7 protein-coding genes are annotated in these 21,053 nt (G+C 72.5%); 5 read left to right on the forward strand and 2 right to left on the reverse strand.

Annotated features, from left to right (window positions below):
* Positions 1 to 73: 73 nt before the first annotated feature.
* Positions 74 to 2,980 (forward strand): DUF3857 domain-containing protein, encoded by a 2,907-nt coding sequence (locus EOE66_RS00350; RefSeq protein ID WP_128226715.1) that lies wholly within the window; start codon positions 74 to 76, stop codon positions 2,978 to 2,980.
* A gap of 16 nt (positions 2,981 to 2,996) precedes the next feature.
* Positions 2,997 to 4,178, forward strand: a complete 1,182-nt coding sequence (locus EOE66_RS00355) for an FAD-dependent monooxygenase (RefSeq protein ID WP_128226716.1) — start codon at positions 2,997 to 2,999, stop codon at positions 4,176 to 4,178.
* A gap of 15 nt (positions 4,179 to 4,193) precedes the next feature.
* Here the strand turns inward: EOE66_RS00355 and EOE66_RS00360 are convergent, their stop codons facing one another.
* Positions 4,194 to 5,012 carry a carbon-nitrogen hydrolase family protein gene (locus tag EOE66_RS00360; RefSeq protein ID WP_128226717.1) on the reverse strand — a complete coding sequence of 273 codons (819 nt, stop codon included), beginning with the start codon at positions 5,010 to 5,012 and terminating at the stop codon, positions 4,194 to 4,196.
* A gap of 136 nt (positions 5,013 to 5,148) precedes the next feature.
* Between EOE66_RS00360 and glnE the strand changes: the two genes are divergently transcribed.
* From glnE to EOE66_RS00375, 3 genes are all read left to right on the forward strand, one after another.
* On the forward strand, positions 5,149 to 7,911 hold the full coding sequence (gene glnE, locus EOE66_RS00365; protein ID WP_128226718.1) for a bifunctional [glutamate--ammonia ligase]-adenylyl-L-tyrosine phosphorylase/[glutamate--ammonia-ligase] adenylyltransferase: 2,763 nt from the start codon (positions 5,149 to 5,151) through the stop codon (positions 7,909 to 7,911).
* 85 nt (positions 7,912 to 7,996) lie between these two features.
* A complete protein-coding gene (gene rrtA / locus EOE66_RS00370; protein ID WP_375137453.1) occupies positions 7,997 to 8,530 on the forward strand; it encodes a rhombosortase in 534 nt (177 codons plus the stop codon).
* Positions 8,527 to 9,435, forward strand: a complete 909-nt coding sequence (locus EOE66_RS00375) for a DMT family transporter (RefSeq protein WP_128226720.1) — start codon at positions 8,527 to 8,529, stop codon at positions 9,433 to 9,435. Before rrtA ends, EOE66_RS00375 begins: the two co-directional genes overlap by 4 nt.
* A gap of 22 nt (positions 9,436 to 9,457) precedes the next feature.
* Here EOE66_RS00375 and EOE66_RS00380 read toward each other — a convergent pair whose 3' ends face one another.
* A complete protein-coding gene (locus tag EOE66_RS00380) occupies positions 9,458 to 21,025 on the reverse strand; it encodes a YDG domain-containing protein (RefSeq protein ID WP_128226721.1) in 11,568 nt (3,855 codons plus the stop codon).
* Between the last annotated feature and the right edge of the window lie 28 nt (positions 21,026 to 21,053).

Genomic DNA, 21,053 nt, shown 5'->3' on the forward strand with positions numbered 1-21,053 from the left:
TAATAAGCACCGCTGCGGTCAGGGCCACCGCGCAATGCCGGCCAGCGGCCAGTTTTTCAGGGAGCACAAGAAGATGCAGTTCTGGGCCCGGGCGCGACGCGCCCCCCTCCTGGCGCTTTGCGCCGTCGCGCTGGTCGGCGCCTTCGGGCTGGGCGCCCAGCCCGCCGCGGCCCAAGCCGCCGCCAGCAAGGCCAGCCCGGCGGCGCGCAAGCCCGCCGCCACCAAGGCCCCTGCGGCCAAGCCCGCGGTGCCGGCCGCGGCCACCCCCGCCGCCCCACCGCGCAGCGGCAAGGGCTGGCAGGTGGGTGCCATCCCGGCCTGGGTGGCGGCCCCACCCGCGCCCGATGCCAGCGCCCCCAAGGCCCCGGCCGTGGGCGCGCGGCGCGAACAGCTGGTGGACCTGCAGACCAACCACACCACGCCCAAGCCGCAGACCTTCGTGCGCATCCGCAGCGTCGCGCTGGACGCGGGCGCCCTGGGCGGCGTTTCACAGTGGCAGATCGGCTTCAACCCGGCCTTCCAGACCGTGGTCATCCACCACGCCAGCGTGCTGCGAGAGGGCCAGCGCAGCGAGCGACTGGCCGAAGCCCGCATCGAGCCCATGCGGCGCGAGCAGCGCCTGGAGCAGCAGGTGCTGGACGGCGGCGAGACGCTGCTGGTGGTGCTGTCCGACGTGCGCGTGGGCGACGCCGTGGAACTGGCCTACACCGTGGAAGGCGAGAACCCCATCTTCGAGGGCCGCATCTCCGGCGGCATGCGCCTAGGCTACGACACGCCGGTGGACCTGCTGCACCACCGCTGGGTGCTGCCGGCGAACAAGACCGTCTACACCAAGCCGCTGGCCGGGCAGGACGAGGCCGAGAAGTTCACCGAGGGCAACACGCAGGTGCTGCGCGCCGTGCGCCACCAGTTGGCCGCCGTGGCGCAGGAGCAGGGCACGCCGCCCTGGTTCAAGGTCTACCGCGCCATCGACATCAGCGAGTACGCCAGCTGGTCCGAGGTGGACGCCTGGGCGCAGCGCCTGTTCGCGCTGCCCAGCCCCACGCCGCCCACGGTGGCTGCCAAGGCCGAAGCCCTGCGCGCCACGGGCCTGAAGGACGAGGCGCTGATCTCCGAAGCCCTGCGCTTCGTGCAGGACGAGGTGCGCTACCTCAGCGTGAGCCTGGGCGAAAGCTCGCACCGGCCCAAGCCGCCGCAGCAGACCCTGGCCGAACTGCTGGGCGACTGCAAGGACAAGGTGGTGCTGCTCAACGCGCTGCTGCGCGAGCTGGGCTTCGACGCCAAGCCGGCGCTGGTCTCGGTGCAGCGCAACCGTGGCGTGCGCGACTACCTGCCCTCGCACGAGCTCTTCGACCACGTCATCACGCGCGTGGAGCACCAGGGCCGCGTGTGGTTTCTCGACGCCACCATCAACGGCCAGGGCCTGCAGATGGACAGCCGCGCCCAGTACCCCTACGGCGCCGCGCTGGTGGTGGGCGCCGGCAGCGAACTGCAGACCGTGCCCGAGCCACCCGCGGCCGTGAACCGCCTGCAGTTCGAGCAGCGCTGGGACCTGCGCGAGCCCGGCCGGCCGGCGCAGCTGGCCTTCACCATGCGTGCCATCGGCCTGCCGGCCGAACGCTGGCGCGCCGGCCAGGCGCAGGCCGGCGTGCAGGCGCTCAGCCAGGCCTTGGGCGGCAGCTTCGCGCGGCTCCTGCCCGGCCTCAAGACCCTGGGCGAGCCCGAGGTGGTGGACGACCGCCAGACCAACCGCTGGCAGTTCACGCAGCGCTTCGAGGTGCCCGAGTTCGGCCAGTACAACCGCGGCTACCTCGAGGCCGAGTTCGGTGCCATGGAGCTGCTGGACGTGCTGACGGGGCCCAACGAGACGCAGCGCCGCACGCCCTTCCTCGTCGACCAGCCACGCCTGGTGGAAAGCCGCATCGAGATCCAGGTGCCGGTGGCGATGACCAGCAGCACCCCGCCGCCAATGGAGATCGTCGAGCGCCAGTTCCGCTTCAGCGCCCGCATGGAGCTGCAAGGCCGCACGGCCAGCTTCGTGCGCCGCTACGAGCGCCGTGACGACCAGGTGCTGCCCACCGAGCTGAGCACCTGGCGCGAGAAGATCCTGCAGGCGCGGCAAGGCAGCTTCGGGCGCCTGCGCCTGCCGCTGCTGGAGGACAAGGCCATCGTGCCCGAACTGGAGAAGGTCGAGCGCCGGGTGCGCAACGCACGCGGTGCACGCAACGACGCGCTGCAGGGCCTGATCATGCGCAACGAGTTCGGCCGCACCATCGACGGCCAGGTGCTGCAGAAGATCCCGTCGGGCAGCCCGCTGGCGCAGCGCGTGCTGGTCTCGCGCGCCATCTCGCACAACCTGCTGGGCGACCATGCGCAGGCGCTGGCCGACGCCGATGCCGTGCTGGCCTTGCGCCCCGACGACGCCGAGGCGCTGGATGCACGCGGCGTGGCGCTGGCCGGCGCCGGCAAGGCCGAGGAAGCGCTGGCCAGCTTCGCGCGCATCACGCCCGCAGCCCGGCCGGCCGGGGCGGCCAGCTGGATGGGCTCGCTGCACTTCCTGCAGGGCCGCCCGGCCGAAGCCGAGAAGCTGCTGCGCGAGGCCGTGGCCAACGGCACCGGCGAAGGCCGCGAGTTCGCGCTGCTGTGGCTGTACCTGGCCGCCGAAGCCCAGGGCGGCCGTGGCGCCGCGGCGGTGGACGAACATGTCGAAGCCACCGACCCGCAGAAGCTGCCCGGCGCCCTGCTGCGCTTTCTGCTCGGCCGCATCGACCGCGCCGCACTGCTCAAGCAGGCCAGCGCCGCCCCCGAGATGGAGCGCCTGAACCTGGCCGAGGCTCACTTCTTCATCGGCCAGAAGCTGCTGCTGCAGGGCCAGCGCGAAGAAGCGATGCGCGCCTTCCAGCGCTGCGTGGACACCGGGGCCACGCCTTACCGCGAACTGAGCTTTGCGCGCCTGGCGCTGCAGGGCCAGGCGCGCTGAGCCAGACTCCGGCTCCATGAACACCGCCTGGCAACTGGCCGTGGTGGGCGCCGGCCCGGTGGGGCTGGCGCTGGCCCTGCACGCGGCGCGGCTGCTGCCGCACGCGCAGATCACCGTCTTCGACGCCCGCGCGCTCGAACGCGACGTGGCCGCCGACCCGCGCACCTTGGCACTGAACCTGGGCAGCCTGCAGTTCCTGCAGCGCCTGGGCGTGGCGCCGGGCGCGCTGCCGACCGGTGCCCAGCCCATCACCGAGGTGCACGTCTCGCAGCAGCCGCCCAGCTGGGGCCAGGCCGAGGTGCGCCTGCGCGCTGGCGAACTGGGCGTGCCGCACGTGGGCGCGGTGCTGAGCTACGGCTCGCTGCTGGCACCGCTGCAGGCCGCCTGGCTGGCCGCCGCGGCGGCCGAGCCGCAACGGCTGCACACGCGCTTCGGCACGCCCGTGGCGGGCTTGAAAGCCGAGGGCAGCGGCGTGGAGGTGGACGCCGGCGTGGCCGAACGCTTCGACCTCGCGGTGGTGGCCGAAGGCGGTGTGTTCGCCGACCAGACCCGCAAGGCCGTGACCCACGACTACGCGCAGACCGCCTGGGTGGGCACCGCCACACTGGCCGGTGCCACGCCGGGCCTGGCCTTCGAGCGCTTCACACGGCAGGGCCCGGCGGCGCTGCTGCCGCTGCCGCCAGGCCCCGACGGCCAGGCCCGTGCCGCGCTGGTGTGGTGCGTGACCAGCGCCGACGACCCGGTGCGCGATCTGACCGACGCCCAGCGCCTGGCGGTGCTGAACACGCTCTTCCCGCCCGAGGCCGGGCGCGTGGTGGGCCTAGGCCCGCTGAAGACCTTTGCGCTGGGCCTGAACGCCGAGCGCACGCTGGTGCATGGGCGCACGGTGAACATCGGCAACGCGGCGCAGACCCTGCACCCGGTGGCCGGCCAGGGCCTGAACCTGGGCCTGCGCGACGTGCAGTCGCTGGTGGGTGCGCTGCGCTGGGCCGACGACCTGGACGCCGCGCTGCGCCGCGTGGAATGGGCGCGGGCGCCCGACCGCTGGGCCATGATCGCCGCCACCGATTTCCTGGCGCGCAGCTTCACCTGGCAGCTGCCCGGGGCGGCCAGCGCACGCGGGCTGGGGCTGGCGGCGCTGGGTGCCTTGCCGCCGCTGAAGGGCTGGCTGGCGCGGCGGATGATGTTCGGCGGGTGACGAGCCGCTACAGCTTCAGAGCCGCCGGTGCGCCAGTGCCGGCAACTGCTGCCGCACCTGCGCGATGCGCCCCAGTTCCAGTTCGCCCATCACCACGCCCTCGCCTTCGGGCAACACGCTCACGACCTGGCCCCAGGGGTCGATCAGCACGCTGTGGCCCCAGGTGCGGCGGCCGTTCTCGTGCAGCCCGCCCTGGGCAGGGGCCAGCACGTAACACTGGTTCTCGATGGCGCGGGCGCGCAGCAGCACCTCCCAGTGCGCTTGGCCGGTGGTGTGCGTGAAGGCCGCGGGCACCAGCAGCAGGTCGCAGGGCGGCGCCATCAAGGCGCGGTAGAGCTCCGGAAACCGCAGGTCGTAGCAGACGCTCAAGCCGATGCGCAGCGCGGGCGTTTGCGCCGTGGCCGGCAGGTCCAGTGCCACCGGCTGGCCGCCGGCGCAGAGCGTGCGGCCTTCGTCGTAGCTCTCGCGGCCGTTGTCGAAGGCGAAGAGGTGCACCTTGTCGTAGTGTCCTGCGGCGTGGCCATCGGGGCCGTAGACGGCGCAGCGGTTGAGAACACGGCCGGGCACGTCTGCGTGCACGGGCAAGGTGCCGCCCACCAGCCACACGCCGTGGCGCAGGGCGGTCTCGGCCAGGAAGTCCTGGATGGGCCCCTGCCCCGGGGCCTCGGCCAGCGCGAGCTTGTCGGTGTCGCGCCGGCCCAGCAGGCAGAAGTATTCCGGCAGCGCCACCAGCCGGGCACCGGCATCGGCGGCCTGGGCCACCAGCCGGGCAGCGGCCTCGCGGTTGGCGGGCCACTCGGGGCGGCTGATCATCTGCACGGCGGCTGTCTTCATCCGCCTATTTTGCGACTGAACAGTCACCATACCCCCCGGCCGGCATAGGCCATGCCAAGGCGATGACACTGCCGCTCCCGGACGCCGCACGCGCATGAATGCAGCGCCGGACCAGGGATTTTCCGGAGGGATACCGATGCTCACCGCGACCGCGGCCGCAGTTCACAGCCGCTTCGTGCAGCGCATACGCCGCCGCTACGCCACCGACCTGGCCTTGCTGCCCCCCGGCGTGCCGGGTTTCGACGACATCACCGCGCTCGTGCACCGCCTGCAGGCCGGCGGGCGCGACCTGCCCGCCGCGCTGCGCGTGGCGCGCCACCTCGTCATCGAGCGCCTGGCCGTGCTGGACGTGGAAGAAGGCGCCGCGCTGGACGTCGTCACGCGCACCATGAGCACGCTGGCCGAGGCCACGCTGGAACTCGCGCTGGCGCAGGCCGAAGCCGAAGCGGATGCGCGCCACGGCCCCCCGCTGGGCCCCGACGGTCAGCGCGTGCAGCTGTGGATCGTGGGCATGGGCAAGCTCGGCGCGCGCGAGCTGAATGTCTCTTCCGACATCGACCTCATCTACGTCTACGAAGACGACGGCCAGACCCCCGGCAACACCGAGGGCCGCGGCGCGGTGAGCGTGCACGAGTACTTCTGCTACGTCGTCAAGCGCCTCTATGCGCTGATCGGCGAGACCACCGAAGACGGCTTCGTCTTCCGGGTCGACCTCGCCTTGCGGCCCAACGGCAACTCGGGCCCGCCGGTGGTGAGCCTTTCGATGCTGGAAGAGTACTTCCAGGTGCAGGGCCGCGAGTGGGAGCGTTTTGCGTGGCTCAAGAGCCGCGTGGTGGCGCCGCGTGCGGCCGTCACCAGCGGCCGCGCGCTGCAGCTGCGCAGCCTGGTCACGCCTTTCGTCTACCGCCGTTACCTGGATTACGGCGTGTTCGAAGGCCTGCGGCAGCTGCACCGCAAGATCCGCGACGAAGCCCAGCGCCGCGCCGCCGGCCGGCCCGAGCGCGCCAACGACGTGAAGCTCTCGCGCGGCGGCATCCGCGAGATCGAGTTCATCGTGCAGCTGATGCTGGTGGTGCGCGGCGGGCAGTTCCCAGAGATCCGCACGCGCAGCACGCTCACCGCGCTGCAGCGGCTGGTCTCGCGCGGGCTGATGAAGGCCGAGACGGCCACGCAGCTGGCCGAGGGCTACACCTTCCTGCGCCGGGTGGAGCACCGCATCCAGTTCCTGGACGACCAGCAGACGCACCTGCTGCCCACGAATGACGAAGACCTCGCCTGGATCGCCGCCAGCATGGGCCTGGTGTGCAAGGGCCCGGAGAGCTGCGCGCTGCTCGACCGCCTGCTGGAAGTGCGCGAGCTGGTGGCCGCCGAGTTCGACGCGCTGCTGCGCGAAGGCCAGGGCGCGGCGGCCGAAGGTGGCGGCAGCAAGAGCGGCCCCTGCCGCGGCCGCGGCTGCGGCACCGGGCCGCTGCCGGTGGACAGTGAGACGCTGCTCGAGCGCCTGCCGCCCGAACTGGCCGAACGCGTGCGCGCCTTCGCGCAGAGCCCGCGTGTGCAGGCCCTGCGCGACGAGAGCCGCCTGCGCCTGGGCCGGCTGATGCAGAAAACCGGCCTGGCGCTGCGCGAAGAACGCTGCACGCCGGCCGGTGCCTTGCGTTTCGTCGATTGGCTGGAACCCCTGCTGCGCCGCGAGAGCTACATCGCGCTGCTGGTCGAACGCCCCGAGGTGCACGGCCGCCTGCTCAAGCTGCTGGGCCTGGCGCGCTGGCCCATGCAGTACCTGATGCGCCACCCCGGCGTCATCGACGAACTGGCCGACGAGCGCCTGCTGCACCAGCGCTTCGACCGTGCCGCCTTCACCGCCGAGCTGGAAGAGCGCCGCAGCGCGCTGCAGCGCGCCGGCGAAGACGACGAAGAGAAGCTGCTCGACACGCTGCGCCGCGCGCACCACGCCGAGGTCTTCCGCACGCTGGTGCGCGACGTTGGCGGCGAGCTCACGGTGGAGCAGGTGGCCGACGACCTCTCGGCGCTGGCCGATGCGCTGCTCGACATCACCGTGCGCTGGGCCTGGGCCGGCTTCAGGCTGCGCCACCGACCCGAGCCCGGGCTGGCCGTCATCGCCTACGGCAAGCTGGGCGGGCTGGAGCTGGGCTACGGCGGCGACCTCGACGTGGTCTTCGTCTACGCCGACGACGACGAGGCGACCGAGGCCGACAAGCAGAAGGCGCAGGAGGTCTACACCGGCTTCGTGCGCCGCCTCATCACCTGGCTGACGCTGCGCACCGCGGCGGGCGAGCTCTTCGACATCGACACCGCGCTGCGGCCGAATGGCAACTCGGGCCTGCTCGTCACCAGCATCGCGAGTTACGAGCACTACCAGGGCGGCCGCGGCAGCAACACCGCGTGGACCTGGGAACACCAGGCGCTGACCCGCGCGCGTTTCTGCGCCGGCGCACGCAGCGTGGCGCAGCGCTTCGAGGCCACGCGCCGCGCTGTGCTGACGGCTCCGCGCGACCCCGCCGCGCTGCGCGAAGAGGTGCGCGCCATGCGCGAGAAGGTGCGTGCCGCGCGGCCGGTGCCGGCGGAGAAGTTCGACGTGAAGCACAGCCCCGGCGGCATGATGGACGTGGAGTTCGCCGTGCAGTACCTGGTGCTGGCCCACAGCGGCGAACACCCGCCGCTGCGCGACAACGCCGGCAACATCGCGCTGCTGCAGCGCGCCGAGAGCGCCGGCTTGCTGCCGGCCGGCATCGGCAGTGCCGCGGCCGACGCCTACCGCGAACTGCGCCGCGCGCAGCACCGCGCGCGGCTGGACGAAAAGCCCACGCAGTTCGAGCCCGAGAGCCTGGCCGCCCCGCGCGAGGCCGTGCTCGCGCTCTGGCAGGCCGTGTTTGCCTGAATTGCAGGCCGCCCCTGCTGGGCCCACGCCGGGCCGCGCCTGGGTGCTGATGGCCGCAGCGCTGTCGGCGGGCTCGGTGCTCGCCCTGGCGCTGCCCAGCGCGCTGCTCGACTGGCAGCCCGAAGCCTTCGGCACCGAGCCCTGGCGCGCCTTCAGCGCTGCCTTCGTGCACTGGAGCCTCTTCCACCTGCTGGCCAACCTGCTGGGCGCTGCGGTGGTGGCCGCGCTGGGCCTGGCCGCGCGCCTGCCGCGCGCCGCCACGCTGGCCTGGGCGGCGGCCTGGCCGCTGGCGCACCTGCCGCTGCTGCTGCAACCCGCGCTGGCGCACTACGGCGGCCTCTCGGGCGTGCTGCACGCGGGCGTGGCGGTGGCTGCGCTGTGGCTGCTGGTGCGCGAGAGCGGCCGGCGCCGCCTGCTGGGCGCTGCCATGGCCGTGGGCCTGCTCGTCAAGCTGGGCCTGGAAGCGCCCTGGGGCCCGCCGCTGCGGCCGGCGCAAGGCCTGCTGAACGGCGGCTTTGACATCGCCACCGCGCCGCTGGCCCACGCCACCGGCGCCGGCGCAGGCCTGCTGTGCGCGGCGCTGGCCCTGCTGCTGACGCACCGACAATCGCGCGGATGAGTTCAGACAGAAGAACGCAGCTCGACGCCATGGCCGTCGTGCTGCTGGTGGGCTGCAGCGCGGTGTGGGGCCTGGGCCAGGTGGCCGCCAAGGTGGGCCTGGCCGAGATGCCGCCGCTGCTGCAGGCGGGCCTGCGTTCGCTGGGCGCGGCGGTGCTGCTGCTGGCCTGGGCCGCGTGGCGTGGCACGCCGGTGTGGCAGCGTGACGGCACCTGGCGCGGCGGCCTGGCGGCGGGCGCGCTGTTCGCGGCCGAGTTCGCCTGCATCTTCATCGGCCTGCAGTACACCAGCGCCAGCCGCATGGCGGTGTTCATCTACCTGGCGCCCTTCGTGGTGGCCCTGGGCATGCCCTTCATCGCGCGCAACGAGAAGCTGCACGCGGCGCAGCTGGCCGGCCTGGCGCTGGCCTTCGGCGGCGTGGTGTGGGCCTTTGCCGAGGGGTTTGCCGCGCCCACGCTGGGCCCGATGCAGTGGGTGGGCGACGGCCTGGGCCTGCTGGCGGCGCTGCTGTGGGGCCTGACCACGCTCACTTTGCGCGGCTCGAAGCTCGCCACCGCCGCGCCCGAGAAGACCTTGTTGTGGCAGCTGGGTGTCTCGGGCGTGGCGCTGACAGCGGCCGGCCTGCTGCACGGCGAGGTGTGGCCCGCCGTGGTGGGCGCCCTGCCCTGGGCGGCGCTGGCATTCCAGACCGTGATCGTCAGCTTCGTCAGCTACCTGGTGTGGTTCTGGCTGCTGCGCCACTACCCGGCCACGCGCATCTCGGCCTTCACGCTGCTCACGCCGATGTTCGGCCTGCTGGCGGGCGTGCTGCTGCTCAACGAGCCGCTCACGCTGCGCCTGGGCGTGGCGCTGGTGGCGGTGTGCGGGGGCATCGCGCTGGTGAACCGGCCGGCCCCCAAGCGCTGAGCGGGCCGGCTCCAGGCACGCGTCAACGCGGGGCAGGCGGGCGCGGCGCCGCTGCCGGCGCCGCAGCAGCCGGCGCCTCGAACTCGCGCCGCTCGAAGAGGAAGTCGGTGTTGCCCTGGTGCCCGGCCGAGCGCGAGGCGCCGTACTGCGGCGTCTGCGGGAACTCCTTGCTCACCGCGCTGCGCACACGCTCGAAGACGCTGCCGCCGACCTGCCAGTTGTCCACGCTTTCCAGCGCACGCATGAAGTGCCAGGCGAAGACCGAATGGCCGTCGCGCCCTTCGTCGGCCACCGGCTCGTTGCCGCCCGAGCTCATCACCACCGCGGCCTTGCGCGAGAGCAGGTCGGCCGCGTTGCTGGTGTTGGCCACCTGCACGCGCTCGTTGCCGACCAGCGAGCCGGAGTAGCAGCTGTCGCTGATCAGCATCAGCTGCCGCGAGCCCACGGCCGCCACCATGCGCGCGATGTCGGCGTTCGACAGCCAGCTGGCCGGGTCTTCGGCGTTGGTGTCCGAGGGCAGCCAGAAGCCGGTGTCGGTGCCGCCCACGGGCACCACCACGCCGTGGCCTGCGTAGTAGATGACCACGCTGTCGTTCGCGTCGGCCTCCAGCGCGATCTTGTTGAAGGCGCGGATCATCGATTCACGCGTCGGGTTCTCCAGCACCGTGGCTTCGTAGCCCAGCCGGCCCTCCAGCAGTGTGCGCACGGCGCGGGCGTCGGGCACGGCGCCCTCCAGGGCGGGCACGCGCTTGTCGCGGTAGGCGTTGACGCCGATCAGCAGCGCCAGCTTGCGCTCGATGTTCGGCAGCGCGGCCTGGCGCACGCGGCGGCGGTCGGGCTTGCGCGGGCCGGCCACCACGGCGCGGGCCGCGATGGCCTGCTGGATCTCCTGCCGCAAGGCCTCGGTGATGACGCAGTTGCCCGAACTCAGCTCGGCCTCGGTCTTGCACGGCCGAACGTCGGCCAGCGTGGGGTCTTGCTCCAGCTTGAACAGGCCCTGCGCGAAGACCTGCTTCTTGTACTGCTCGCGCGCCGCCAGCAGGTTCTGCACCTGCGGCCGTGGCAACAGGCTGTAGTTGATGGCACGGAAGACCGGCGCACCGCCGCCACCTTCGCCACCCGCGGCCGGCGTGGCAGCCAGCGCGGTGGCCGTGGTCGTGGCTTCCGGGGCGGCGGCCGGCGTGCCGCTGCCTTCGCCACCGGCCGGGGTGGCAGGCGCACTGCCACTCCCTGCACTCGAGCCGGCGCCCGTGCCGGCAGATGCGCCCGTGCCCGTGCCCGTGCCCGTGCCCGTGCCCGTGCTCGTACTCGTGCTGGTGCTGGTGCTGCTGGTGCTGGCCAGCAGCGGGGTCACATCCAGCACCCGGCCCTCGGTGGGCGTGGACATCGCCAGCGGCACCTGCACCGTCTGCAGGCTCACCGTGGTGGCCGTGACGCTGGCGTTCGTGGCAGCGGCCTGGGTGGGCGCCGGCGTGAGCGTCAGCGCGCTGGCGTTGCCGGGCGCCTGCAGGAACTGGTAGTTCAGGGCCGCGAGACCCCCGCCGGTGATGGCGTAGGTGCCCGGGTCGCTGGCCAATGTGGCCGGCGTCGTCCAGGCCAGCGTGCCGGTGGTCGCACCGGCCAGGGTCTCGCCACCGACGAAGCCGGTGACGCTGCCGGTCAGCGGTGGCAGCGGCGTGCCGGCCGCGGCCGTGAGCGGGTCGGCGTTGAAGCGCAGCACGGCCGGCGTGATGTTGGCCGCCAGACCCGTGGGCGGTGTGAAGCTGTAGTTCGCGGCGTCGGCGCCTGTCACGCTCAGGCCGGTGACAGTGACGGGCTTGGCGATGCCCACGTTGGCGTTGGCGAAGCTGCCCGAAGCCGTGCCCACCAGCGTGACGGCGTCGCCGCCCACGGCATTCAGCAAGGGCGTGCCCCCGAGGGCCGCGGTGGCACTGGCGTCGTAGACCTTGTCGGCCGCCACCAGCCCGCTGACCGTCAAGGGCCGCGGTGTGATGTCGGCCAGCAGGCCCGCCGGCAGCACCAGCGTGTAGTTGCCGGCGTCGGCGCCGGTCAGGCTCAAGCCGGCCAGTGACACGGGCTTGGCGGTGCCGACGTTCTTGTTCGCGAAGACCCCGGTGGCCGTGCCCGCCAGGCTCACCGCGTCGCCCGCCAGTGGCGAGATGCCCGGTGTGCCCGACAGCACGGCGGCCGTGTTGCCGTCGTAGACCTTGTTCTGCGTGCCCAGGCCCGACACCACCAGCGGCAGCGCGCTGATGCCGCCCACGGCGCCGCTGGCGGTGCCGCTGAAGGCGTAGCCGAAGACGGGGATGCCGGTGCTCGTGTCCACCACGCTGACGCCCAGGCCCGTGGCCTGCACGGTCTTGCCGGTGCCGACGTTGCGGTCGGCGTAGGTGCCCGAGCTCACGGGCGCCAGGGTCGCGGTGTCGCTGGGCTGCGCGCCCGAAAGCACGAAGTTGCCGACGTTCAAGGTGGCTGCGGTGGTGCCGTCGTAGGCCTTGTTCACCTGACCCTGGAGACTGACCGTGAGCGTGGGGGCCAGCGCCAGCAGCAGGCCGTTGCCGCTGGCCGCCGGCGTGGTGCCGAAGGGCGCTGCGTATTGCTTGAAGGCGGCCACCAGGCCCCCGGCGTTGACCACGGTCGGGTCGGGCGCATAGCCCAGCCAGCGCGCCGTGCCCGTGACGCTGAGCGCCCCGGCCCCGGCCGTGTTGTCGAAGCCGCCCGCGCCCGTGCGCAGGATGAGCGCATCGCCGCTGGTGGCGTTGGCCGTCAGCCGCGCCAGATCGCGCAGCACCAGGCGGTCGGTGGCCTGCACCTGCAGGTTCTGACCCGTGAGCACGCTGCCCACGTCGACCGTGCGGCCCTGCAGGGTCACATTGCCCGCCGTCAGCACCTGCACCTCGGTGGAGGGCGTGCCGCCGAGCAAGCCGTTCACGAAGACCAGGCCGTTGGGCGCAGCCAGGCGGATGTCACCCGCCACCAGCGGCCCGCCCACGGGGCTGCCGACGCGCACGCCCGAGCCGGCCTGCGTGCCGGGGTTCAGGCGGATGTCGCCGCCGGCGGTGATGTCGATGCCCATGGGCTGCACCGCCGTGGCCACGCGTCCGATGACGACGCCGCTGCCGTTGCTGCCCCCGGTGGCCAGCAGGCTGCCGCCGATGTTCATCACCAGATTGCCGGGGCCGTTGCCGCCACCGATGCGGGCATCGGTGAAGACGCCAGTGCCGGCGGTGGTGCTGCCGCCCTGCAGCACGACATCACCCCCGGTGGTGATCGACTGGTTGGGCGCGGCCATCTGGGCCGGGTTGTTGTTGCCGCCAGCACCGGCGCTCACGCTCAGCGTGCCGCTGATGTTGACGGTCTGGGTGCCGTTGGCGTTGCTCAGCGCCGCCGAGGTGCCATCCCCCGTGCCCGCAACAACCTGCACGTTGCCGAAGCCCGTGATCTGCTGCGTGATGGCAGGGCTGGCGTTCGAGGCGGTGAGGTTCGCCGTGTTGTTGCTTCCCCCCGCACCGCCCTGCAGCGACAACGTGCCGCCGCTGCCCGCCAGGGTCTGCGACAAGCCCTGTGCAGTGAGCACAGCCTGGTTGTTCGTTCCGCTGGCGCCACCGACGAGACTGAGGCTGCCGCCGCCCGTGAGGGCGACCGTCTGCGTGCCGGTGGCGATGATCTGGGCCGAGTTGCCGTTGCCGACGCTGCCCCCCTGCACGGTGAGCCCTCCGGGGCCGGTGACCGTGAGGCTCTGGTTGCCGCCGGCGCTGATGCGCGCGCGGCGCGCCGTGCCGGCGTTGCTGCCCTGCAGCAGCACGCTGCCGGCGGTGACGGTCTGGTTGCCGCCGGCCACCAGACCGGCCTCGGTCAGCGCACTGGCCCGCAGCTCCAGGCTGCCGGCCGCCTGCACATCCATCGTGCCGCTGGCATTGATGAGGTTGTCGACGATGAGGCGGCTGCCAGGGTCGAGCGTGCGCAGGCGCACCGCGCCCGCGCTCCCCAATGGGCCCGGCAGCAGGTCGCCCGTGGTCTGCGTCAGGTCGACCAGCGTGAAGGTGCTGCCCAACCCGGCCCCGGCCAGGCTGACGCTGTTGCTCACCGTGAGGCTGCCGTTGCCGTCGATGATGCCGGCGCTGGCCGCCAGCGATGTGAAGCTGGCCGCGCCATTGAGGCGCAGGGTGCCGCCGCTCACGCTGAACACGCCGGTGCTGGTGACCGGCCCGTCCAGCAGCAGGTTGCCGCCCTGCAGCGTCACGGCCCCGGCGAGCACCGAGGTGCCGGTGACGGTGAGCGTGCCCCCGCTGAGCGTCAGCGCGTTGCCGGCATTGAGTTCGAGCCCGGCGATGGTGTCGATGCCGGTGTTCTTCAGCACCGAGAAGCCGCTGCTGATCAGCGCAGTGTCGGTGCTGCCGGGCAGCGTGCCGCCCCAGTTGGCGGGCGTGGACCAGTTCAGGTCGCCCGCGGCGTTGGTGAAGACCAGCGTGCCCGGCGTGCTGCTGTAGATCAACCGCACGGCCTCGCCGGCCGCGAGCCGGTAGCCGGTGGTGAAGCCGCCGGGCTGGGTGAGGTTGCCGAAGACGCCGGTGCTGCTGGCGCTCTGCACGACCGGGATGGCATCGCCGTTCACCGGGTTGTAGCCCGGCAGGCTCGTGACCTGCAGCGTGCCGCCCAGCGTGGCGCTGCCGCTGACGACCAGCCGGTCGCTGCTGCCGGGAGCGGTGCCCCCGGCGTTGAAGAACAGCGAGGAGCCGCCGCTCATCACCAGGTTGCCGGTGATGCCGAGCGTGCCGGCCGTGACGCCCGTGCCAGGGATCAGGGTGCCCTGCTGCGTCAGCGTGCCACTGCCCAGGTCCACGGTGCCCCCGCCGAAGATGGTGGCCGATGCGGTGTTGGTGAAGCCCGCAGGCACCGACAGCGTGGCGCCGGTGTTCGTCCGGATGGTGCCGGTCTGCGTGAAGCCGCCCGGCACGGCCAGCGTGCCGGCAACCGCGTCAAGCGTGCCGCTGTTCTGCAGCGTGGTGAAAGCCAGCGTCTGCGTGCCGGCCGATGTCTTCGCCAGCGTGCCGCTGTTGAACAGCGTGCCCGTGCCGGCACTCAGGCCCAGCGGCGTGGCCGCGCTGCCGTTGAGCGTGACCGTGCCTGCCGCGTCGTTGACGAACTGCCCGCCCGCGCTGGCGTTGATGGCGATGGCATCGTCGCCATCGATGGTGAGGCTGCCACTGTTGATCCACGGCCGGCTCACGGCCAACGTGCCGCCGGTGCTGCTGCCCAGGTTGACCAGGCCGCTGCCCTGCGTCTGCAGGCTGCCGCCGGCCCCGATGCTGGCGCTGCTGCCCGTGGCACTGAAGGCGCCCGTGACCACCAGGCCGGCTGCGCCGCCCACGCTGCCGCCGGTGATGAGCAGGCTGGCCATCGTCTGCGTGCCGCTGCCGTTGAAGTTCAAGGCACCGCCGCTGGCACGGAAGCTCAAGCCCGAGGCCGTGAGCACGTTGCCGATGTCGAGCACGCCGCTGTTCACGTCGACCAGCCCGCTGCCGCTGAAGGCCCCCACGCCGCTGACCGCACGCGTGCCGCCACCGAAGGTGAGTGAGCTGCCCGCCGCCACCGCGTAGCTGCCGGTGTCGGTGCCGCCGTTGGTGGCCACGATGGCCAGGCCGGCGCCATCGACGTTGACCACGCCCAGGTTCGTGAAGCTGCCCACCAGCAGCGAGTTGCTGGGGCCCGTGTGGTTGATGACGCCGGCGTTGTTGACGGCCGGCGTGCCGCTGCTCGTCTGCACCGTCAGCGCCTGGGTGGTGGCGATGTTGAACACCCCGCTCGGCCCGTTGGTGAAGAAGCCGCCTTCGCTGCCGCCGAGCCGCAGACCGTCGTCACCACCCAGGGTGAAGGTGCCGTTGTTGACCCAGGGGCGCTGCACCGCCACGAAGCCGCCCGTGGCCGCCGCCAGGTTGACCGTGGTGGTGCCGTTGGTGGTGAAGCCGCCCGTGCCGCTCAGCAGCACCGAATCGCCCGTGGCCTGGAAGGGCCCGCTGACCGTGAGCGCGCCGCTGCCGGCCAGCGTGCCCTGGGTCATCGTCAGAGCGCTCAAGGTCAGCGGGCTGGCGTTGTCCATCACCAGCGTGCCGCCGTTGAGCTGCGTGGTGCCGGTGTAGCTGTTCTGCGCCGTCAGCGTGACGGTGCCCAGCCCGCTCTTGACCAGGCCCACGGTGCCCGTGAGCAATGCGCTCACGGTGCCGTTGCGCAAGTCGTAGGGGCTGGTGCTGGCCAGCGTACCGTTGACGATGCTGCCGTCCAGCAACTGCACGCCTGCCACCGTCTCGCTGAAGCCGCCGAGGTCGACGACGCCGCCGTTGAGCAACAGGGTGCCGCCGTTGGCCAGGCGTTCGGCTGCATCCAGCACGAGCGCGCCGCCATCCACCTGGGTCGTGCCCGAGGCCAGCGTGCCGCCCAAGCGCAGCGTGCCCGCGGCAACGAGCGTGCTGCCTGTGTAGGCCTGGTTGCCGCTGAGGGTGAAGCTGCTGCCGCCCACCTTCACCAACCCGCCAGTGCCTGAAATCTGGCCAGCGAAGGTGCTGGAGCCGCCGCCGCCCGTCGTCAGCGAGGCGGTGCCCAGGTTCACGATGCCACTGCCCGCCAGGCTGCCGAGCGTCTGGTTGCCCCCGAAGCTGAGCGTGGCCGAGGCATCCACGAACAGGGCAGGTGCGTTGGTGAAACGTTCGGCGCCGATCAGCGTCAGCGTGCCACCGTTCACGGCGACGGTGTTGGCCGCGGAGGTGCCGCTGAGGGTGCTGTTGCCGCTGACGACGAGGTTCGAACCGCCCAGGTTCGCCTGCACGACGGCGCTGGACAGCAGCGTGGTGCCGGCGGTGAGCGTGCCCGTGCCGGCCAGCGTGCCAGACAGGTCCAGCGAGGCCACGGTGTCGTTGCCGGCCAGCGCCAGCGCGGCGCCGCTCTGCACCTGCACCGCCGCGGAGTCGTCCAGGCGGTTGGCGCCAGCCAGGCTCAGCGTGCCACTGGCAACGGTGATCGCGCCGGAAGCCGTCGTCCCGCCCAGACTGCTGTTGCCGGTGACGACGAGCGGGCCGGCGCCGAGGCCGGCGCCGGCCAGCGTTGTCGCGCCGCCGGCCAGCGTGTAGCTGCCGGCGGTCAGGGTGCCCGTGCCGGCCAGGGTGCCGCTCAGGCTCAGGCTGCCGACGGTGTTGAGGCCCTGCAGCGACAGCGTGGCGCCGCTGGCCACCGAGACGGGGGTGCCGATGGGCAGGCGGTTGTCGCCCTGCAGCGCCAGCGTGCCCTGCGAGACGAGGGTGCTGCCGCCGAAGCCCTGCGAAGCGGTGATCGTGAGCGTGCCGGTGCCGATCTTCTCGAAGGCACCCGCGCCGCTGACCGTGCCCTGGAAGGTGGTGCTGGCGTTGTTGGCGCCCACAGGCAGCGTGGCGCTGTTGAAGTTCACGCTGCCCGCACCCGTCAGGCCGCCGAGCACCTCGGCCCCCAGCAGTGTCAACGTGGTGCCCGAGACGATCTCCACCGTGGAGTTGTCTGGCAGCGCATTGCCGCCGACGGCCACGAGCCCGCTGCCCTGCACGCGCGTGTCGCCCACGTAGGTGTTGGTGCCGGAGAAGGTGAGCGTCTGGGCGCCCCCGAAAGGAATGGTCAGCGTGCCGGTGCCGCTGATGGGGCCAGAAACCGTGATGTCGCCGCCGTTGACGAAGATGGTGGCGTTGCCGCCCAGCACCACCGGGCCGCTCACGGTGGCGGGCAGGCCGCTGCCGCCCCCCAGCGTGGCGCCCGGCCCGAGCGTGATGGTGTTCGGCACCACGGCACCGTTGCGCACGTCGAGCGTGCCCGCCACCGCGATGCCGCCCACGACACTGGCGCCCGAGCCTTCGAGGCCCAGGTTGGCGCCCGCATTGACGCTGGTGCCCCCGGTGTAGCTGTTCGGCGCATTGAGGTAGATGCCGCCGGCTGCCACGTTCAAGCCGCCCGTGCCGCCGATGCTGCCCGTGAGTTGGAGCACGCCCCCCGCGAGGCCGAAGTCGGCCGTGCCGGAAGCCAGCGTCACCGCACCCGACAGCGTGTTGACGTTGGCACTGCTGCCCACGCGCCCGCCGCCGGCCACCTGCACGGCGTTGGGCATCAGCACGCTGCCGGTGAGGTCGAGCGTGCCGCCGCTGTTCACGGTCACGGCGTTGGCACCCAGGGCGCCCGCAGAGCTCTGCACGCGCAGGGTGCCGGCGTTGATGGTGGTGCCGCCCGCGTAGGGGTTGGTGTTCGTGAGCGTGGTGATGCCCGTGCCCTGCTGCACCACCGAGCCGGCGCCACTGATGCCATTGCTCACAAGCAGGGCGTTGGCACGGTTGAACTCCAGCGTGCTGCCGCTGGCCACGTTGACGTTGCCCGTGCCCAGCGTGCCGGTGCTGCCCCCGTCACCCACCGCCAGCTTGCCCGCCAGCACGTTGGTGACGCCGGTGTAGGTGTTGGCACCCGTGAGGTAGACCACGCCCGCGCCGCCGTTGCGGCTCAAGCCCACTGCGCCCGAGACCACGCCGGCCAGCGTGAGGCCGGTGCCGGTGCTGCCCACCGACGTGGGGCCGTCGCTCATCGCCACGTTGCCGTCGATGCGCCCGGTGCCGCTGCTGTTGAAGAGCGTGCCCGCGCTGCTGTTGACGTTGTTGGGCACGACCGCACCCCCGGTGACGTCCAGCGTGCCGAAGACCAGCAGGTTGCCGCTGCCGGCGGCCGCCGTGGCGCCCGACAGGCGCAGCGTGCCCGACGAGACGGTGGTGCCGCCGGTGTAGGTGTTGGCACCGCTGAGGACAGCCGTGCCGTTGCCCACCTTGGAGACGTTGCCCGTGCCGCCGATCACACCCGCGAAGGTGGCCAGGCCGCCGTCCTGGCCCGTGCCCAGCGAGAACGCGCCCAGGTTGACGGTGCCCGAACCGTCGAGGTTGCCGATGGACGCGTTGCCGCCCAGTTGCAGCACGCCGGCAGGCTGCAGCGTCACCGTTCCGCTGGCGGGCAGCTGGCCGGTGCCGGTGGTGGCAAACAGGCCGTTGATGGTGGTTCCCCCGGTGTGCGTGGCTGCCAGCTGCAGGGTCAGGGTGCCACCGCCAGTCTGCGTGAGACGACCCACCCCGCTGATGCCGTCGAACACGTCCATCGCGGTGTCGGTGAACAGGGTGCCGCCGCCGGCGCCCATGTCCAGGGTGTTGCTGATCGACACCGGGTTGGTCACCGAGCGCAGCGTGCCGTTGTCCAGCGTGACGATGCCGAAGCCCAGCAGGCCGCCATCGGTGATCGCCAGTTCGGCGCCGCCGGTGATGAGCAGGTCGCCGAAGGAACTGCCCGAGCCCTGGAAACGCACGTTGCCGGCGTCGACGCGCAGGCCCGCGCTGCCCCCGATGTTGCCCGTGCCGGCGATCAGCAGCGTGGCGCCGGGATCGGCGCTGAGGCTGGAGGCGAGGCTCAGGAAGATGTTGCCGGTGAAGGTGCCGGTGCCGGTGCTGGTGCGCAGCCGGCCGCCGGCCAGCGTGAGGTCGCTGCCGATGGTGGCGCCGTTGGAGGCGTCCAGCGTCGCACCGGTGTTGACGATGACGAAGCCCGTGCCCAGGGGCTGCGAACCCGAGATCACGCGCAGCGTGCCCGCGTTGATGACGGTGCTGCCGCTGTAGTTGCTGAAGCCGGGGGGGTTGAGGGTTAGCGTGCCGGCGCCTTCCTTCGTGAAGCCGCCGGTGCCGGTGAGGTTGCTGTTCAGGCTGCTGCCGGTGCCGATGAGCGTCCAGGTGACAGAGGTGCTCAGGTTGATGTCGCCGATGACGTTCAGGTTCACCGCCGTCAGGTCCGCAGCGAAGGTGTGCACGCCGGCACCGCCGCCGTTGGTGAGGGCCAGGGTGCCGGCGGTGGAGGTCAAGGGCGCGAGCACCGCCACGCGCCCGCTGCCGCTGGCCGTGCCGGCGGCGTTGTCGTTGGCCGAGAGCGTGAGCGAACCGCCCAGCGAGATGACGGCGTTGATGTCGATGTTGTTGCCGGCCTGGAGGGTCAGGCTGCTGCCGGAGGCCGAGCTCACGGCCTGGTTCACCGTGATGTCGTTCGTCGCCTGCAGGGTGACGCTGCCGAGATTCAACTGGCTGTTCAGCGCCCCGGCGGTGATGATGCTGGTGAGCCCCGGGTTGTCGACGAAGGCGATGCTGTTGCTGCCGAGATCGTCGCCCGGTGTGCCGTCGCCGTTGAGGTTGGGCGCGGTGGCCTGGATGACGATGTTCAAGGGGTCGAGCAGCAAGGTGCCTTCGCGGCCGCCACGGGCGCCGAGATCGGCGGTGCCGCGGTAATCCAGCCAGCCTTTGGCCGACACTTCGGCCAGGCCCCCATGACCGCCTAGCGCACCACCGCGCGCGCTGACGTGCCCGCCAAACCGCGTGGCGCTGTCCGACCACACCACCACCAGGCCGCCATCGCCCTGCCCCGTGGCATCGGCGCGCAAGGTGGCGCCGCGCAGCGCCGTCACCATGTCGGCATGGCGCACCAAGGGGTTCTTGCCCTGGAAGTCACCGCCCACGCGCAACAGGCCCCCACCCGTGGCGCCGCTGGCGTCCAGCAGCGCGGTGCTGCCCAGCAGGATGCGGCGGCCCTGCAGCAGCAGGTCGCCCCCGCGGCCCTGCAGATCGCTGGCGTCCACCAGGCCGGCCACCGTGGCCTGGCCCTCGGCGCCGGCATCCAGGCGCAGCGTGCCGCCGGCTGCGCGCGTGGTGCTGCCCTCGGCCAGGTTCAGCTGCTGCGTGGCCTGCAGCGTGAGGCGGCCCTGCGCATCGATGCCCAGCGTGTCGGCCTGCACCAGGCCCTGCTGGTTGACGATGCCGGCGTAGATGTCGACCTTGCCACCATCGGCCACCAGCCGGCCCAGGTTGAGCACCTCGCTGCTGCCGGCACCGTCGGCCGAGGCCGGCAGTTCCACCTTCACCGCCAGGTGCGGCAGGCCGGTGTCCACCAGCTCCACGCTGCGGCCCGCGGCCAGCGCCACGCTGCCGCCGGGGGCCACCACGCTGCCGGTGTTCTCCACGCGGCTGCCCAGCAGCACCACCTGGCCGCCGAAGGTGGTCTGCAAGGCCCCTTCGTTGCGCACCGTGCCGCCATCGCCCGCCACGGCGCTGAAGCGGTAGCGGCCGGCCAGGAAATCGCTATCGGGCAGGCGCAGCGTGCTGGCCACGAGCCCGGCCACGTCCACGCGGGCGCCCTGGCCGAAGAGCACGCCGTTCGGGTTGAGCAGCCACACCTGGCCATTGCTGGTGAGGCTGCCCAGCAAGGCCGAGGGGTCGCGGCCGACCACGCGGTTCAGCACCTTGCTGGCCGCGTTCGCCTGCTGGAAGTGCACGCCGGCCGCGCTGCCGATGGAGAAGCTCTGCCAGTTCAGGATCGCCCCTGGGCTGTTCTTCACCGTCATCAGCGCGCCCTGCGTGGCCACGCTGGCCTGGCCCTGCACGACCTGCAGGCCGCTGGGCAGGGTGGTGCTGGCCTGCAGCCAGGCCGGCGTCGTCAGGAGGCCGGCCGTGAGCACGGCGCGGGCTGCGGCGGCCAGGGGCTTCAGGGCCGGGTGTGAGGATGCGCGCATGACGGTGTCTCCGGTGTGCGGCGCCGCG

The organism is Rubrivivax rivuli (assembly GCF_004016505.1).
Taxonomy (GTDB): domain Bacteria; phylum Pseudomonadota; class Gammaproteobacteria; order Burkholderiales; family Burkholderiaceae_C; genus Rubrivivax; species Rubrivivax rivuli.